The sequence below is a fragment of the Variovorax endophyticus genome (assembly GCF_025376855.1).
Lineage (GTDB): Bacteria > Pseudomonadota > Gammaproteobacteria > Burkholderiales > Burkholderiaceae_C > Variovorax.
The window spans coordinates 1-18,444 of the sequence record NZ_JAHUTH010000061.1 but is presented as its reverse complement, the minus strand read 5'-3'; the positions used below and the strand labels follow the sequence as shown (position 1 = coordinate 18,444).

General features: G+C 68.3%; 11 protein-coding genes and 1 pseudogene. 4 read left to right on the top strand and 8 right to left on the bottom strand.

What is annotated here, in order from left to right:
* From KV106_RS39690 to KV106_RS39655, 8 genes are all read right to left on the bottom strand, one after another.
* Window positions 1-2,535, bottom strand: a 2,535-nt coding sequence (locus KV106_RS39690; RefSeq protein ID WP_261218000.1) for a beta strand repeat-containing protein, incomplete at its 3' end; no start/stop codon positions are given.
* A 137-nt stretch (window positions 2,536-2,672) separates the two neighbouring features.
* Window positions 2,673-3,182, bottom strand: a complete 510-nt coding sequence (locus tag KV106_RS39685; protein WP_261217994.1) for a hypothetical protein — start codon at window positions 3,180-3,182, stop codon at window positions 2,673-2,675.
* Between the two features lie 39 nt (window positions 3,183-3,221).
* Window positions 3,222-3,470, bottom strand: coding sequence for a hypothetical protein (locus tag KV106_RS39680; RefSeq protein ID WP_261217992.1), 249 nt, complete (start codon window positions 3,468-3,470; stop codon window positions 3,222-3,224).
* 235 nt (window positions 3,471-3,705) lie between these two features.
* Window positions 3,706-4,449 carry a winged helix-turn-helix transcriptional regulator gene (locus KV106_RS39675; RefSeq protein ID WP_261217990.1) on the bottom strand — a complete coding sequence of 248 codons (744 nt, stop codon included), beginning with the start codon at window positions 4,447-4,449 and terminating at the stop codon, window positions 3,706-3,708.
* A 37-nt stretch (window positions 4,450-4,486) separates the two neighbouring features.
* On the bottom strand, window positions 4,487-5,131 hold the full coding sequence (locus KV106_RS39670) for a DUF1109 domain-containing protein (RefSeq protein WP_261217988.1): 645 nt from the start codon (window positions 5,129-5,131) through the stop codon (window positions 4,487-4,489).
* Window positions 5,118-5,678 (bottom strand): sigma-70 family RNA polymerase sigma factor, encoded by a 561-nt coding sequence (locus KV106_RS39665; RefSeq protein WP_261217986.1) that lies wholly within the window; start codon window positions 5,676-5,678, stop codon window positions 5,118-5,120. Before KV106_RS39665 ends, KV106_RS39670 begins: the two co-directional genes overlap by 14 nt.
* Before the next feature lie 449 nt (window positions 5,679-6,127).
* Complete coding sequence (locus tag KV106_RS39660) at window positions 6,128-7,072, bottom strand: winged helix-turn-helix transcriptional regulator (protein WP_261217983.1); 945 nt, start codon at window positions 7,070-7,072, stop codon at window positions 6,128-6,130.
* A 67-nt stretch (window positions 7,073-7,139) separates the two neighbouring features.
* Entirely contained in the window at window positions 7,140-8,600 is a 1,461-nt protein-coding gene (locus tag KV106_RS39655) for an Ig-like domain-containing protein (protein ID WP_261217981.1), read from the bottom strand.
* An 862-nt stretch (window positions 8,601-9,462) separates the two neighbouring features.
* On the opposite strand from KV106_RS39655, the gene KV106_RS39650 reads away from it, so the two are divergent.
* The 4 genes and pseudogenes from KV106_RS39650 to KV106_RS39635 all read left to right on the top strand — a co-directional run.
* Entirely contained in the window at window positions 9,463-9,606 is a 144-nt protein-coding gene (locus KV106_RS39650; RefSeq protein ID WP_261217963.1) for a hypothetical protein, read from the top strand.
* Between the two features lie 395 nt (window positions 9,607-10,001).
* Window positions 10,002-10,616, top strand: coding sequence for a hypothetical protein (locus tag KV106_RS39645; RefSeq protein WP_261217960.1), 615 nt, complete (start codon window positions 10,002-10,004; stop codon window positions 10,614-10,616).
* Between the two features lie 197 nt (window positions 10,617-10,813).
* Window positions 10,814-13,723, top strand: coding sequence for a beta strand repeat-containing protein (locus KV106_RS39640; RefSeq protein WP_261217956.1), 2,910 nt, complete (start codon window positions 10,814-10,816; stop codon window positions 13,721-13,723).
* Between the two features lie 176 nt (window positions 13,724-13,899).
* A pseudogene (locus tag KV106_RS39635) lies at window positions 13,900-18,444 on the top strand (hypothetical protein); the annotation flags it as partial.

Here is an 18,444-nt window from a genome sequence, read left to right as displayed (position 1 = left end):
GACCGAGGTGTTGACGGCGGTGGTGGTGATGCTGGCGGTGGTGCCGCCGCCACCCATCGTGGTGTCCACCCCGGTGGTGGCGAAGTTGAAGGCACCCGTGCCGCCGACGCTCTTCTTGACCAGGCACACGCCCGTGTTGATGACGCTGACCGGCCCCTTGAACTGGGGGTCGTCCGATGTGCCGCCGCCGCTCGATGCGCCGAGCTGCAGCGTCCCGGTGATCGGCACGCTGGTCGGCAAGCGGATCTGCACGACGCGATCCGTGTCCGCCGCCAATGCCGAGCAGCCGCTGACGCAGGTTGCGCCGCCCTGCGCGGCCGACGCGGGCGCGCTGCCGGCCCCCTGCGACGTCGAGCCTCTCCAGTACTCGACGCCGTTGTAGCGGAGATTGACGGTGACCGAGTTCCCGGCGGCGCCGCTGCTGACGATGCCGTTGCGAAAGCGCCATGTGAAAGTCACCAGCGCGCCCGGCGTCACGCCGTTGATGGCCTGGATCAGCCGGGCCACGCCGTTGTCGTCGGTCATCACGACCGCGCCCGCGCTGATCGAGGACCAGTCTCCCGTCTTGCTCCAGGCGGCGTTGGTGAAGTCGGAGCCCGCGATGACCGGATCGCCGTTGCAGATCAGGCTCGGCGGATTGCCGCCCGAGCCGCCGTCCGTCGACTTCGGCGTGTTCGTGACCACGCAGCTGATGTTGTCGCCGACCGCCGGCGTCAGGGTGCTGGGCAGCGTCGTGTAGCCGCTGACGTCCGTGGGACCGGTGTTCGTGCAGCTCAGCTTCTGGTCGTACTGAGACAGCGTGGAGGTGCTGCCCGTGCTCATCGCCTCGTCCAGGGTGTAGGTGCTTCCCGCCACGCTGTTGAAGGCCAGGGCGCCCGATGTCACGGCCGTTCCGCTGCCCGAGGTACTCACGGCCGCGGGTGCGCCGTTGCCCGTCGCCGAGAGCGCGAACTGGTCGCTGGCCGCGATGCGGCCCGAGCCGCCCAATGCCTTCTGCAGGCTGATCGGCGCCTTGGGCGTGTTGGTGACGACGCACTGGAGCTGGGCGCCATCGGCCGGCTTGATGTCGCGTCCCACCGCGGGATCGAAAGCCTCGTTCGCGGGCAGGTCGGCGGCGGCCGTGAGCCCCGAGGCATCGGTACAGCTCAAGCTAGCCGTGTAGTTCGCGAGGCTGGTCCCGGTGGTGCCCGCTTCGGTCAAGGTATAGGTCGTGCCGGACGCGGCGACATAGTCGCCGGTGGTGCCCGTGCCGGCATCGACCGTCGCACCGCTGCCCGTCGTCGTGGCCGCCGTCGTCGCGCTCACGACCGTGCCGCTCGCACCGCCCGTTCGGATCGCCACCGAGAAATTGTCGTTGGCCGCGAAACGGGCACCGCCAAGCGCCTTGCTCAGCCTGATGCTCGGATAGCGGGTGTTGGTGAATGCGCAGGTCACCCCGGAATTCGTCGGCATCGTGAAGTTGCCCGTCACGCCGCTGCCGGTGGCGACCGAGGTGCTGTCGCTGTCCTTGGTGCACTTCCACGCGGTGCTGTAGCCCGCGGCCGATCCGGTCGAGAAGGCCTCGGTGATCGTGACGGCCTTGCCCGCAAGGCCGGCGGCGGTGGCCTGTGTCGTCGTCGAAGGCGCCGTGGACGAACCGGCCGTTGCGTTCTGGATGCCCGCACCCGAGAGGGTGAGGGAGACCTTGTCGGAGGTCGCGCCATTCACCCACGACTTGCCCAGCGTCACGGGCAGCGTCGGCGCCGTCGCGGCGCCGAACCCGATGGCCACGTTGTCGACGGCCACCGTGCTGGCGGTAAGCACCAGCCTGTCGAACACCGAGTTCTGCGTATTGATGAACGCCAGGGTGTCCGGGAAATTGCCGCCGCTGCCGATCGGAAACTGGGTCTGCGTCATCGTCGCGGTGGCGGCGCTCCAGCTGTAGGCGCCCGTGTTGACGGAAGACGGCGAATAGGGATCGACGACCTGCAGCGTCCATGTGCTGGTGTCGATCCTGCTGCCCTTCAGATAGGCAGTGACCGAGTAGGAAAAGCTGCCGCTGTTGGCGCCGGAGCCCGGGTCGAACAGCGAGATGATCGTGTTCTGCGGAGAGGACTGTCCGGTCGCGAAAGAAAAATCGACCGTCACCGTCGACGGGTTCGAGTCGCTGACATCCGTCGGTGCGCGGTGGTACTGCCCTTCGGACCCGAATTGGTAGATCCCGTTGACACCACCGTAGTTGACGGCAACGGTGCTGCCGTCGTATTCAGGCGCATAGAAGCCCGACCCGGTGATCGTGGCGTACTGCGATTCCGAATAGACGTAGTGCTGGCCGGCTCCCGACCTCGTGATGTTCACCGTGCCGCTGATGGAGGCGCCGCCGGGACTCCACGACCAGTTGAGCTTCTGGGTGGCGCCGTCGTTGACGATGCCCGTGCCGGTGCCGCTGAGCTTGGCCCAGTTGTACGTTGTCTGCGCCTGCGCGCCGTTGGAAAGCAGGATGAACGCCGCAACGAACAGCGCCAGCCATCTTCCTATGGAAGCCGTGGTTTTCATGATTCATCGATTTGTTCGGGGAGGCCGATCGGCCTCGAGCACGCCCGGTCGGATCGCACCGTCCGCGCGATCGGGACCGCCGCGCCTTCAGATCGCGCAGCCCCTTGCCTGCGCGGAGATCACCGCGGCAATGCCATTCATCGAAGTTCGACCGGCTGCCCGTTCAGGCCGGCCAGGCCCGAGTCCGGCAATGGCAGCAATTCCCCCTCGGCCTGCAACTCGAAACCCGCACCGCGCCTGCGGGCGAGGCGATCGTGCACACCGAAATCCGAGACCCACGGAACGTCGAGATTGAAAATGAAGTCGACGATGTCCTGCACCGTGGTCTGCGGCGGCATCATGAGGAAGCGCTGCGAGATCAGCCCGGGCGGCAGCAAGCCGGCCTCGGGGCGATTCAGGAACAGCGCCGCGCGCGCATTCAGCCTGTGCATCGCGGCCGCCAGGTCGAAGATCTGATCGAGCGTGGCCCCGGTCGAGTCGATGACGTAGATGCAGTCGCTCTGCGGCTCGGAGAGCTTGTGCAAGTCCTCGAGGCTGGTGGAGAACTGGCAGCTGATGCAGCGGTCGATCAGTTCGTTGCACGCCTGCAGGAAGAACGGCACCAGCTCCAGGCTCGAGGAGAAGAGGAGGACTCGGGTTGCTCTCATGTCGGGGCGCTTTTCTCAAAGATGTTTTTTCGCGCGTCTTCATCGGGTGGCGAAATAACCCGCGGCCGTGACTCGGAGGAGACTGTCCCGCCCGACGACCTCCAGCCATCCCTGCATGACGGCCTTTCCGATGCCGCTCATCAGGTTCTGCTCGGCCATGCCCGATCGAACGCCGACCTGGCACAGCGCCGAGACGGACAAGGTCTCGCAGGGTTTGAGTCGGAAATCGTCGACGCAGATACCCATGACCCTCCTGGCGAGGGCATCCATTCCCGGCAGTGGCTGCATCTGCGTTTCCTCCCTGTCAAGACGCGGCTTCCGTTTTCCGACGAAGGCGGCGGAAGTCCGTGCCGTTGCCAGTTCGGGCCGGCATCGCCGATCGCGCCGCTTGGCACGTGACCGCCTGCCGTCCCGTCTACTTATTCGTGTGGGGGGCGGGCAGGGTTACGCGAGGCCTTTGGTATTCCGTGAACTTGTTCGCAAAAAAGTTCTGGAAGCGCCGTGGACGGCGCGGATCGGCGGCTCAGGCCGCTGCTTCCATCAGCAGGTGATAGCCGAAGCCACGGATGGCGAGGAGCGACACATCGCCCGCCGAAACGGTCGCCAGCAACTTGCGCAGCCGGGTGACGTGCACGTCGACCGTGCGCGATTGCGCCAGCGGCTGGTCCCGGCCCCAGACCGAGCGGACGATCTGCGCGCGCGAGCAGGTCTGGTTGGCATGGCGAAACAGGAACAGCGCGAGGTCGAACTGCCGCGGCTGGAGCTGCAGGCGCATCGCGTCGACGTGGAGCGTGCGGCCTTGGGGCTGGAACATGTAGCGCCCGAAGCGCAACGCCGTCGGGGCGACGGGCGCCCGAGCCTCGCCCTTCGCGTCCGGCACACCGACGATCCGCAGCACGCGCGCGACCAGCTCGCAGTCCTCGCAGGGCATCAGCGTGAAGTCCGTGGCGACATCGGCCGCGATGGTCCCGTGCTCGAGCAGTTGCTCCGGGCGCAGCAGCAGGATCAAGGCGGCGCCTTCGCCGCAGAGGTGCCGCAGGAACCTGGCGGTCGACGAGACCGCATCGCTGCCGCCATCCAGGCATGCCAGCATCAGGTCGAATCGCTCGCCCGCGGTGAGTGCCTTCGCGAGCTCCTTCATGCGCGAGAACTCCACCGTGGCATGGCCCAGCGGGCGGATGGCGCAGGACACGAACTGGCGTTCGGGGTCCGAGCCGTCGAGTATGGCGATGCGGCAATGGGCCTCGGCAGCCGGCGCGGTGTCCATGGCGGTCACGGTCCGTTGCAGGGCAGGGCGTTGCGATCTACCAGCGCAGCAGCCATGCGCCGAGCAGCATCCCCAGTCCCATCGACACGAGGATGCAGACGACATCCCAGGCCGCCACGACGGCCGGCACCAGTTCCGGACAGCCCAGCCCATGGGCGGCGATCCCCAGCGCGCCCGCCAGGATGCCCGCGACGGCGCCGCTCATGGCCGGGCGCGTGGGCGCCAGGCCGCGCAGCGCCAGCAACTCGGCCGCCAGCACGGGCAGCGACGCCAGCAGCAGGCCCAGCGCGCAGAGCTGCCAATCGTCCACGAACGCCGGCCACAGCCGGATGCCGTCCGACGCCGCGTGCATCCAGCCGCCGAGGGCCGCGAATCCGAGCGCCGCGCCCGGCAACACGAGGCTCCACCAGGCGAGGCCGACCCTCGCGCCGGGCCGCGCGAGGCGATGCACGACCCGGTAGCCGGCCGCGCCCAACATGCAGACGAGCGCGAATCGCACCCAGGAATCGGGCCAGGCCATCCGCGTTGCCCGCGCGCTCTCGATGGGCGGGACCGCGGCCACCAGGAGCATCGAACACGACAGGCCCAGGAGCAGGGCGGTCGCGAGCCTGCGCGACGTGGCGTGCGGACGCACCAGCGCGACGCGATTGGCGAGCAGCGCAACGAAGTCATCGGTTCTCACGCCTGGCTCCTTTCACTTTTGCAATCAGCGCCTTCAGCCCGCGATGCACGCCGATCTTGACGGCCGACTCGGACATGCCGCTGTGCCGCGCGGCCTCGGCGATCGACAGGCCTTCGAGCTTGACCATCACGAGCGGCAGCCGATGCCGGTCCGGCAGCGTGTCGAGCAGCAGCGCGACATCCCTGCGTGCCTCGTGCGGCGCTTCCTGCGATTCAGCGAAGATTTCCAGTTCGTCGAACGACACATTGCGCATTTCCCGTGCCGATTTGGCGCGCAGCAGATCGATCAGCTTGTAGCGCGCAATTGCGCCGATCCACGATGTCACCGGCTGGCCGGTCTGAAAAGTATGCCGCTGCAGATGCGTTGCAAGCAAGCATTCCTGCACCAGGTCCTCGATGTCGTCGCTCCAATAGACCAGGCGCCGTCCGATAAATGCCCGAAGATATGCCGAGATTCTTCGCAGGAATTCCTGATAGGCCTCCGCGTCTCCCTCCAGTCCCCGAAGGAACAGTCCGTGCAGCACGGGTTCGACATCGCTCGCTCGCATGGGCAGGGTGGTTTCCGCTTGTTGACAGAGTAAACAAGCGCCACCGGCGCCTGGTCGTTTCTTGCGTACTTTCGAATTCGATTGCGTTGAGTGGAGGTCGCAAATGTTAACCCCTCATCGTGTATCCGGATGAAATTTAATTGACACCGAGACGCGGGAGAAGATCAAGGAGATCGTGCGTTTCGATTAAATTTCGCCCGATTCGAAGGCCGAACAATTAACAATGACGGCATTCTTCGTCGATAAATTAATATGTAATTAACAAAACCGGCATCCGTCGCGAATCCGCATCGAAGGGTGCGGTCGACGGAATAGACTGGGGGAATGCAGCAATCGACAGCCGTTCATTCCTCCCTGTGACGGTATGCTGCATTTGGGCCCGCGTTGCGGGCCTTTTTTTCCGACGCGATCCGGGCGCGGCGCGTCGCTGACGCGTTCGCCGCGCCGCTTTACGGGATGCCGCGGCGGCCGCCCGCCAGTTGCACCGGCGGTGGGGTCTGGGTCTTGCCGGCGCCGCGATCGACGGGTACCGGCTGCGGCGCCGGCTTGCCGTTCTGCCGGGTGTCGAGATAGAGCCGATAGCCGAAGCTGCGGATCGAGATCAGCGAGACATCGCCCGAGGACATGGCCATCAGCGTCTTGCGCAGGCGGGTCATGTGCACGTCGATCGTCCGGCTCTCCTCGGGCGGATGCCGCTTGCCCCAGACCGCCGCGGTGATCTCCTCGCGCGAGTGGGCCCGGTTCGCGTGCCGGAACAGGTACAGCGCGAGCTGGAACTGCCTGGGCTGCAGGCGCACGCGCTGACCGTCGGCACTGATGGTGCGGCCCACCGGATCGAACGCATAGCGGCCGAAGACGAAGACCTCCTGCCCCTCCTCGCTGAGCGCGATGGCGCGCGCCACGCGCACCAGCAGTTCGTTGTCCTCGCAAGGCATCACCAGCAGGTCGCTGAACATTCTCGATGCGAGGTGCTTGTTCGCGAGCAGTTGCTCGGGCTGCACGAGCAGCAGCAGGGCCGCGGCATCGCCGACCAGCCGGCGAATGAATTTCAGGCCCGACAGGACCGCGTCGGGATCGCCTTCGAGGGACAGCAGCAGCAGGTCGAACTTCTCTCCGGTGAACAGTGCCTGCGCGAGATCCTTGAGCCGCGAGAACTCCACGAGGAGGTGATCGGTCGCGCGCAGCGTGCCGACGATGAAATCCCGATCGGGATCGGAGGCCGCCAGCACGGCGATGCGGCGCGCCACGTCCTGCCGCTCGGGCTCCCCATGCGGCAAAGCCTGCGCCTCGACGTCCGATACCGGCTCCCGCCTCGACGACGAGCCGGCAAGCCTGGCGCTTTCCCGGACCGGGCCTTCGCTCGAGGTATCGCCGTCCCTGGCCATGCGGATCATCGGACGGGACATGGGATACCCACGGCGGTGCCCGCGTCCACGGGGCCGCGAACATGATGCGTGCGCGTCACCGCGACGCCGCGACGCGCTCCCGGGCCGGCTGCACGATGACATGGGCCGATGCGCTCGCCGTGTTGCCGGCGGTGTCGATCGCCAGCACCTCGATCGTCTGCATGCCCGGGCGCAGCGGTGTCCAGCTGCAGGCAAAGGGCGCGGCCGTGAAGCTGCAGATCGGCAGGCTGCCGCCGGCCGCCATCACCTTGATGCCCGCGATGCCGAAGTCGTCGACGGCCACCGGCGCGATCGTCGTCGGCTCCCCGACCACCGCCATCGCCGGCGCGGCCAGCGAGACCCGTGGCGGCGCGGCATCGGGCGCGCCCAGCGGCAGTTCGATGGTGAAGTCCGAGCGGCCCTGCACCGCCTTCTGCTCGAAGGCATCGAAGATGGTGAACCAGGTGGCGCCCGGCGCGCGCCCCTCGGCCTGCGCCTTCACCAGCAGGTTGGTCTTGCCCACCGCGAAGCAGCTGAAGCCGCAATGCCAATCGAAGACGAAACGCCCGTGGCGATCCGTCGTGCCGCTCGCGAGCAGCTCCAGCGGCTTGCGCGCACCGGGGTCGCGCCAGACCGCGACCTGTGCCCGCGCCAGCGGCTCGCCGGTCTCCCGGTCCATGACCGCGACCCACGTGCCCGCGGTCTGGGGCATGTAGCTCGCCTGGGCCCAGCGCGGCCATTGGCGCCAGTCGGTGTCGATCATGGCCTTCGTGCCCGCGGTGAAGCGCGTGCGCGCGAGGGTCGCGGCGCGGCTGGCCTGCGGATCGTCGGCCTCCTCGAACGCGCTGCCCAGCAGCGGATCGAAGCGCCAGTGCTGCCGCGGCCACCAGTAGCGGTCCTTCGGATCCGCGAGATCGAGATCCGTCCTGGGCGCCACGCCCGTGGTGTCGCGCACCAGGCTCGCGTTGTAGTACTCCCCGGAGCCCGCGCCGAAGGCGTGCTCCAGCTCGTGCAGCAGCGTCTTGAGCTGCCGGCCCAGGTAGTCCTTCTCGGTCGACTCCGGTGCATCGGAGGTGATCGCGCGCGACAGCCGCTGCGGGTCGTGGATCGCGAGCCAGTTCAGGTTCCACACCACGCCCTTCTGCGGATAGGTCCAGCTCATGGAGAGCCCACCATGGCTGTAGCCGCGAAGCGATTTCGAAACGCACAGCGAGATCTCGTCATCGACCAGGTTGCCGAGTCCGCATTCGGGCGCCGAGGCAGGCGCCATCACCCGCAGGTCGGTGTCGGGGTCGAAGGCGAAGCGGCGCACCGTCTCGCGCGAGAACACCGCGTTGATGTCGGCCACGTACGTGGCGAGCCGCCGCGCGGCCTCGGCGCCATCCATGTCCCGCAGCAAGGCCGGATCGACGATGAACCGGAGCCGATGCACGCTGGGCGGCGCGTGGCCGATGTCGTCGAGCGCGCCCGATGCGGGCGACGACAGCGCGCACAGCACGGCGCAGGCGATCGCCGCCAGAGGTTTGAAAACGAACATGTCCCTGTGCCTCGCTCGACGGCGAGGTCATTGTTTCGATGAGCCGACCTTGAGGGGTTCTTGTCTGTCGAAGGCTCTTCTCGAGATAAAGAAATGGAGAGCGCGCAGGCTTCTCCGCGAGTGGTTCCGTGCGGGGAGACGAACGGCCGCGACGTCCATTGCCTTGCCATGGAGATGGCGTGCAATGAATCCGTCCAATGCCATCGGCCGTCATCGACATCGATGAATCGTGCGCATCGTCATTGCATCGCGACGCGACTTCACCGGTTTCCGGTTCGATTCGAAACAACGAATCCGAATCGAATCGGAAAGACATCTGATGCTCGAACATGCGCAAGCTGATCGCTCCTCCACTGATGGATCGAAACCTGTCGATTCATCCGCGGTTTGCTTGATCGACCTGCCTACTTATTCGAATCAAAGTTGTCTTTGGTTACGAGGTCGTGCGTTTTTTTCGAGACTTAGTTCTCATTTCTCAGGTGCCCGCGCTTCCCTGGGTCCCATGCGGCACATGGCGCCAGGCCGGCGCGCGCCTTGCCCGCTCGGGGCAAGAAGCAACCCGGCGAAGCGCCCGATCCCGCCGCTGCGCGATGTATTCACTTGTTAACAAAACTGCTCTGCCAGCCGTGAACTGGTTGGCGTTTTCGCCTCGGAGCTTCTCGCGCCGAAATGCGCGAAAGCGGTCGGAACGACCCTCGAAACGGACGTCGACGAGGCGTCTTTCCATTCGATAGACATGCATTCACCACCCTGTTTCATCGAGTATTCAATCCAATTCAATTGGAAATAAATTGGATTTAATTAGCCCGACGTCTAAAGGCAACATCGAATCCACATTGCGTAGTAGTTCGTATGAAAATCCGTGAACAAGATCATTGAAATAGATGGCGAAGCACGGATTCATGTCATCGACTATCGGCAATTGATCGCTAAAGTCCGGCACGTCGGATTGCAGGCCGAGGGCAATCGTTCCGACATCCGACGAACGGGACGCGTGGATCGCTGACGGGGCCGCATGGGGCGCGCCCCATCGACAACTCTCCGAGGACACGACATGCGCATGCGATGGCAGATGGATGGGGTGAACAGGCAACCGGGGCGGCGGCGCGCGCACGAATGCGCGGGTTGGCTCGAAGTTTGTGAACAAGTTCACGAAACAAGTTCTCGCCCTCGTAACCAATCGACACCTCGATCCGAATTGGAAACAGAGGTCGATCGAGCCGTTCGCGGCGCGACCGATCCGGGTGCTGTCTCGCAGGCGAACAAAGGGCGGAGGAAGGTGCGTGCAAGAAACCGAACCACAAGAGCTTCGATCGCCGAGAACGCATGTGTTGCGCGAGCCGTTTTGTCCTTCGTCCCTCCCGAGGGGACGTGCAGTTTCCACCTTGTCCGGAGTCCTTCATGCCCTGTCTGAAATCCATTCGAAACCCGCTGCGCCCGATGCGCGGCACCCTGCGCCTCGGCGCGTGCGTCACGGTGCTGGCGCTGTTCGGCACGGCCGGCATCGCCGTCGCGCAGACCGCGCCGGCCGCCGCGCCAACGGTCTTGCCCGCGCAGAAGAAGGCCGTGGAGGTCGTGCTCGTCCAATCGAAGGTCGTGCGTGACGCGCAGGGCAAGGAGCAACTGGTCGCGGCCGACTCGGTCAAGCCGGGCGACGTGCTCGAGTACCGTGCCACCTACACCAACAACACAGGCAAGGCCGTCACCGGCCTGGTCGCAAATCTGCCCATTCCCGATGGACTGGAATACCTGCCGAAGTCGGCGAAACCCGGGGCGACGCTGGTCAAGGCCGCCGCCAAGGACGGCCAGTTCGCCGCCGAGCCGCTCTCGCGCGTCGTGAACGGCAAGAGCGAAGCCGTGCCCTACAACGAGTACCGGTCGCTGCGCTGGACGCTGGGGCAACTGCCCGCCAACGGCGTCACCGCGGTGAGCGTGCGCGCCAAGGTCGAGGAGACCGCGCCGCCCTCGCAACCCGTGGCCGCGGCCAAGAGCACGCCGGAGGTGAAGGCCCGCTGACAGGCGCGCCGACCTCCGCCCGATACCCCCAGTCCATCCCCTGATCGTTTTTCGTCCCGGAATTTGCCGGGCGGGGGATTCCTTTGTCCTTTTTCTTGACCACACCCCTGAGGAGAAACCAAGTGATTCCCACCTTGTCAGCCCGTCGCAACGGCCGTGTGCCGCGCGCGTTCTGGGCGGGCGCGGCAGCCTTGACCGTGAGCTTCCTGTTCGGAAGTTCCGGCGCACTGGCCGCGGCGCCCCCCGCCAATTCCACCATCGGCAACCAGGCCACGGCCTCCTACGTGGACCCGACCGGCGCGACACAGCTCGCGACCTCGAACCAGGTTCTGACGACCGTGGCACAGGTGGGATCGTTCGCCCTCGACGGCAACACCACCGATCCGACCCTCACCGGCGGCACGCTCACCGTCGTCAACGCCAAGACCGGCGCGGCGGGCACGACCGTCTACGCGCCGCACGTGCTGACCAACACCGGCAACGGCGCCGACACCTTCAGCCTGAGCGTTGCCGCGCCCGCGAGCCCGAACGGCTTCGCCACGGTCGCGGTGTACGCCGACGCCAACGGTGACGGCCAGCCCGACAGCACGACCTCCCTGTGCTCGGTCACGCCCGCGAACACCTGCGACGTTTCCGGCCTGACGGTCGCGGGCGGCGCCAGCTTCCCGTTCGTGGTCGCCTACACGATCCCGGGCACGGCCACCACCACCAACTTCACGTCGCCGGTGGCCACCAAGATCACCGCGAAGCCCAGCCCGGCCCTGGCCTCGCTCTACGCGAGCACCAACCAGGTCGCGGCCGACGCCGACAACGTGAACCTCACGACCTCCGCGGCATTCAACGGCTCCAAGAGCCTGAGCGTTCCGGCAGTGAGCTGGGTCGGTGGCGCCGCATGGCCCGCCGCCTCGGTCAGCGGTCCGCGTTCCAGCTCGGCGAGCTGCCCGACCACCGCCAGCGGCGTGGCGACGGCTGGCGCTGGCTGCTACTACACGACCTACACGCTGACCTTCAACAACACGGGTGGCGCGGCCGGCAAGTTCGTCATGACGGACACGCTGCCGAGCGGCTTCACCTACGTGCAGGGCTCGGCGGTCTGGAGCAACGCACCAGGTACCGCGCTGGGCGATGCATCGGGCGCGGGCAACGACCCGACCGGCATCGACTACGCGTTCGACAGTGCCAACAAGGCCCTGACCTTCGTGGTGAACTCGCTGCCGCAGAACGCGACGCAGACCGTGAGCTTCGTGGTGTTGATCAACAACACCGCGGCCATCGGCACCTCGACGACGACCAACACGGCCAAGTACAGCCCGGTCGATGCGCCGACGGCGACCTCCACGGTGCCGGGCACCACGCCGACCTCGACCAACAACTCGAGCTTCAACGTCACCGGCACCTACAGCGTCGTGCTGGGTTCCACGACGGGCACCACCACGACGGCGAAGGACACCACCGCCGGCACGCCGAACAGCGGCACCGCCGACAACACGACGGTGGCCACCGCGGTCAGCGGCACCATGGTGAAGTTCCCGCAACTGGTGTTCAACACCGGTAACGCGACCGACACCGTGAACCTGTCGACGGACCTGAGCGGCTTCCCGGCCGGCTCGACCGTCAGCTACTACGCGGCCGACGGCGTCACGCCGCTGGGCGACACCAACGGCGACACCATCAAGGACACGGGTCCGATCGCTCCGGGCGGCAGCGTCCAGGTCGTCGCGGTGGTCACCCTGCCGTCGCTGTCGACGGTGCCGGCGACACCCGCGGCGCCCTACACCGCGATCGTGAAGGGCACCTCGGTCGGCGACGCCACCAAGTCGGACACCACGGGCGACATCCTGACCAAGATCGTGACCGTGCTGGTCGACCTGACCAACACCACGGCCGGCTCGAACGATCCGAACAAGGGCGACATCGGCACGGGCCCGAGCGTGCAGCCGACGACGACTTCGTCGACCCCGGCCGGCACCGGCGTGGTGTTCCCGCTCTACGTCCAGAACAACGACAGCGTGGACAACACCTACAGCCTTGCCGCGAGCCAGGCCAACAGCTTCCCGGGCACCCTGCCGGCAGGCTGGACGGTCAAGTTCGTGAACAGCGCGACCGGTAGCTGCGCGGACACCGCGATCACCACGGTGAGCGTGGTGAAGAACACGCAAGCCGCCATCGGCGCCTGCGTGACCCCGCCCGCCTCGCAGGCACCGGTCACCGGCCAGCCGATCTACTTCCAGGTGAAGTCGACGATCACGACCTCCACGGGCGTCGTGGCCACCGACACGAAGCTCGACGCGGTGACCGTGACCACGGCCAACACCTTCGGCGCCACGCTGACGCCGAACAACAACGGCCAGGTCGCGCCCGGCGGCTCGGTGGTGTATCCGCACACGCTGAGCATCACCGGCGCGCAGAGCTGCGGCTCGACCTACAAGGTCGTGGCGACTCTGCCGGCGGCGGACGTCTCGGCCGGCTGGAGCGTCTCGGTCTATGTCGACACCGACAACGACGGGCAGCTCAGCGCCGGTGACATGGTGGTGCCGGCCACGGGCATCGTGACGCCCGCGAGCGCGCTGACCTCGGGACAGACGCAGAAGCTGTTCGTCAAGGTGTTCGCGCCCGGCGGCGCCACCGCCGGTGCCACCGACACGGCGAACGTGGTCGTGACCTTCCCCAGCGTCGCGGCCTGCGGCTCGCCCTCGGCGACCGACATCAGCACCGTCATCACGGGCCAGATTCGCCTGGTCAAGATGCAGGCGCTGGACTCGGCCTGCACCGCCACCAGCACGACCGGTCTCACGTTCTCGACGGCACCGCTGACCGCGAAGCCCGGCGAGTGCATCGTGTACCGCGTGGTCGCGAGCAACGAGGGCGCCGCACCGGTGACCAACATGACGATCAACGACGCGGTCCCGGGCCACACCACCCTGACCGGGGCGACGCAGCCCACGGTCCAGTGCGAGTCCACCGGCATCACGCCGACGACCTTCACGACGACGGCCAACTACACGTCCAGCACCAGCACGGTGGCGTGCGGCAGCACGACCAACACGGTCGCGCCGGGCGGCACGGCCACGCTGACTTTCAAGGTGAGGGTCGCCGACCCGAACTGATGCCCTGAGCAGGCGGCCGGCCGGTGCCACCGCGCACCGGCCGGCCCGCACGGCCCGTTCTTCCCACGTGCCTTCTTTTCTTCTGCGCCTTCACCCGAGGGCGCAGCGGAAAGGGGTCTCTTCGTCCCATTTTTCCCATCGATTCCCTCACGGGTGATGTCCAGAGGTTCCGCCGCATGCAGTCGACTTCCAAGCCCAGGGGCTCCGGCCCGCGATCGTGGCGCGGCCTCGCCGCCGCGCTCGCCGCAGGCTGGTTGCTGCTGCTCGGCGGCACGATGCAGGCGCAGGCGGCCCCCGTGCCGGCCGGCACCGTCATCCGCAGCATCGCGACGGCCTCCTACGTGCCCGGTGGCCTCGCGCAGACCGAATCCATCGCCTCCAACGAAGTCATCGCCACCGTGCTGCCGGTGGAAGCGCTGGTGCTCACGCAAGACCAGTCGCTCACCCGCCCGCCGGGCAGCACCGTCACGCTGAGCCACCTGCTGGCGAACACCGGCAACGTCGCGTCGAGCTACACGATCGCGCTGGCCAACAACGCGGGCGGCTGCGCCAGCGACACGCTCGACCTGTCGGCGCTGCGCGTGGTGCGCGACAACAACAACAACGGCGTGGTCGACCCGGCCGATCCGGTGGTCGCGCTCGACACGGCTGGCGCGCTCGCGCTCAGGCCCGGCGAAACCGCGGCGCTGCTGGTGCAGGGCGCGGTTCCCGCCGCGCAGTCGGGCCTGGCCTGCGTCGGCCTGAAGGCCACCACGGCGCTGCAGGGCCTGAGCACCGTCAACCGCGACACCGTCACCGTCGGCAGCGCGGCGGCGCTGGCGCTGGTCAAGTCGGCCAGCTATCCGGGCCTCGTGGTGCCGGGGCAGACCCGCATCGACTTCACGCTCTCGGGCACCAACATCGGCGCGCAGGAAGCGCAGCCCTCGAACACGGTGGCGCCGACCGGCACGCCGCTGCTCGTGAACGGCGCGCCGATGGCGCTGGTGCTGGTGCGCGATCCGGTGCCCGCCGGCACGCAGTACCTCCCGGGCACGCTGCAGACCGCCGCCGCCAACGCCATCAAGCTCTATCGCCTGCCGGCCGACCCGCCGTTCAGCTACCGCACGGCCGAGGACGCCGCGGCGATCGAGGTCGCGATCGGCCTGTCCACGCCGCTGGTGCGCAACGGCTCGGTCGCGGTGCGGTTCGCCGTGAAGGTGAACGCGGACCAGAGCGGCAACCCGGGCGGCGACATCCGCAACACGGCGCAGAGCCACTACGACGACGGCACGGGCAACACCACCGCGCCCTCGAACACGGTGGTGATCGGCACCAGCCAGGCGCGCATCGGCGTGGCGAAATCGGCCACCGTGCCGCGCCCGAACTACGGCGCCGACGGCAAGCTCGACGGCAGCGCGAACGTGCGCTTCCGCGTCACGCTGCGCAACTACGGCAGCGCGTGGCTCTACGGCGTGCAGGCCAGCGATCTGATGGAAGGCGCGGCGCCCACCCAGTTCGGCGGCTACACGGCCGCCGCCGTGCCGGGTCCCCGTCAGTACACCATCGTCCCCGGCTCGATCGCGATGGCATCGCTGTCGGGCGGCAGCGTGGGTGGCACGGTGGCGGCCGCGAACCCGGCCTTCAAGGGCACGGCCGGCGCGCCGAACCTGCTGGCCGACGGCGCCGTGCTGCCGCCGGGCGGGCAGGTCGCGGTCGAGTTCGAGGCACGCATCGACTTCACCGGACGCGGCGTCGCCCTGCTCAACAGCGCGCGGGCCTCGGCCGCGCTGGCGGCCGGCGGCGTGGCGGCGGCCTTCGACGACTCGGTCGACGGCGACAACCCGGACCCGGACGGCGACGGCAATCCCGGCAACAATGCCTCGCCCACGCCGGTGTCGGTCCAGCTTCCGGCCCTCGCGCTGAGCAAGCAGGCGTCGATGGCGCGCAGCGTGTCGCCGGGCGTCTACGACCTGGACTACACGCTCAAGGTCACCAACACGGGCGCGATCGCCGCGCCCAACGTGCGCCTGATCGACAACCTCAACTGCACCTTCGACATGGACCGGCCCTCGGGGCAGATCGCCTCGTGGGAACTGGTGGGCGCGCCGAAGGTGGCGGGCGGCAAGCTGACGGTGGCGCCGTCCTTCACCGGCCGCGCCGCCTGCAACCGCGAGGTGCTCGACAGCACCGATCCGTTCAGGATCCCCACCGAGGTGGCGCTGGGCCTGACGGACGGCAGCCGCGCGCTCGCGCCGGGCCAGAGCGAACAGCTGAGCTTCACGGTGCGCATCACCGTGAAGCCGTCCGCCGTCGGCAACCGCATCCCGCTGGCCAACAAGGCCTGGGCCGTGGCCTTCGCGCAGAACAGCGTCAACGTCACGCCGCAGGCGGTGGTGGCCGCCAGCGCGGCCACGGCGCAGGCGCTGCTGATCGACCCCCAGGGCGTGGTCTACAACGCGCTCACGCGCCAGCCGGTGGCCGGCGCGGTCGTGACCTTCACGCGCCAGTCGTGCACCAGCGGGACGATGGGACCGATCGCGCCGAACCAGATCTACGGCGGGGATTCCGGCCTCTACACCTTCAACCCGAACGGCAGCGTGTCGATGACCACGGGCGGCGACGGCAGCTACCAGTTCTACCTGGTGTCGCCGCCGGTCGCCGGCCTGTGCACCTACGGCCTGTCGGTCGCGCCGCCCGCGGCCAGCGGCTACGTCGCGCCGTCGCTGCTCATTCCCGCGACCGCCGGCGCCTTCGCCAGTTGCGGCACCGTGGTGCCCCAGCCCACCGCGCCGCAGGACGGCCAGTCCACCGCGCACTACCTCCAGCTGCAGGCCGGCGCGAAGCCCGACGGCTCGGTCTGCGAGGCCCTGCACAACCACATCCCGCTCGACCCGGGCAACGTGCTGGGCCTGGTGCTGCGCAAGGATGCCAGCAAGCGCCAGGCCGAGTTCGGCGACTTCATCGACTACGCGCTCACCGTCACCAACAAGACCGGCTTTCCGGTCACGGGCCTCACGCTCAGCGACTCGCTGCCGCCGGGCTTTGCGTACGTGGCGAACAGCACGCGGCTCAATGGCGCGGTCGTGCCCAATCCCGCGGGCGGCGCCGGCCCGGGGCTGATCTTCCAGTACCCCGCGCTGACCATCGCGCCCGACCAGTCGGCCATGGTGCGCTACCGCGTGCGCATCGGCGTCGGCGCGCCGACCGATGGCGACGCCATCAACCGCGCGCGCGCCAACTCGGGCCCGATCCAGTCGAACCTCGCGAGCTGGACGGTGCGCGTCACCGGCGGCGTGTTCGCCGACGACGCCTTCGCCTTCGGCAAGGTCTACATGGACTGCAAGCGCGACGGCAGGCAGCAGGGCGCCGACGAGATCGGCGTGCCGGGCGTGCGGCTGTACCTGGAGGACGGCACGCATGTCGTGACCGACGTCGAGGGCAAGTGGAGCCTCTACGGCCTGAAGCCGGTGACGCACGTGCTGCGCCTGGACCAGACCACGCTGCCCCCGGGCGCGCGCCTCGAGGTGCTCGACAACCGCAATGCGGGCGCGCCCGAGAGCCGTTTCCTCGACCTGAAGAAGGGCGAGTTCCACAAGGCCAACTTCATCGTGACCCACTGCGAGGACAAGGCGGTGACGGCCGAGGTGATCGCGCGACGCGCGGCGATCGCGGCCAAGCCCGACACCGAGGCCGAGGCCCAGGTGCGGCTGCGCCTGGATCCCGAGGGCAGGGTGGTGCAGGTGGGCGACGTGCGCGGCCTGCCGGCCACGGGCCAGGCGCTGGCCAGCGGCAGCACGGGCGCGACGCCATCCACCACCGCGCCGCTGATCGCGCTGCCCGCGCCCCCGGCCAACGCCAGCACCTTCATTGGCGGCACCGGCGGCAGCCTGGGCGGCACGCTGGGCGCGCAGACCGGCGCCAATGCACCGCTGAACGGCGCGCCGTCGCCGCTTCCGGCCGGCAGCCTGTTCGCACCCGCCGGCCCGGGCGCGCCTTCCGTGCCCCCCGCGCACCCGATCGGCCTCGGCGGTGCCCTGCTCGACCCGCGCCGGGTCCCCTTGCTGCCCCCCGCCACGCCGAGCCCGGTCCCGCTCGAGGAACTGCTGCCCGGGATCGAGGACGACAGGCTGGGCTTCATCGGCCTGAAGGACCGCGACACGGTGCTGGGCCAGTCGATCAACGTGCGCGTCAAGGGCAGCGACGCGGGCGGCTTCCGCCTCAGCGTCAACGGCGCCGCGGTGGAGGATCGCCGCGTGGGCAAGAAGTCGCAGCTGCCCTCGAAGCAGCTCGCGGCCTGGGAGTACATCGGCGTGACGCTCAAGCCCGGCGCCAACACGCTGCGGCTCGAGGCCATGGACGGCTTCGGCAACGTGCGCGGCGCGGCCAAGGAAATCACGGTGGTCGCGCCCGACAGGCTCTCGGCGATCGAGCTCGACCTGCCCGCATCGGCTCAGGCCGACCTGCGCACGCCCGTCGTCGTCACCGTGCGGCTCACGGACGCCGCCGGCGTGCCCGTCACCGCGCGCACCCAGCTCACGCTGGAGGCCGACCGCGGCCGCTGGCTCGACGAGGACCTGAACCCCGACGAGCCCGGCACCCAGGTCTTCATGGAAGGCGGCAGCGCCGAATTCCGGCTGCTGCCGCCCGGCGAGCCCGGCGACGCACGCATCCGCGTCACGGCCGCGAACCTGGTCAAGGAAGTGCGTCTCGCGCTGACGCCCGAACTGCGCCCGATGATCGGC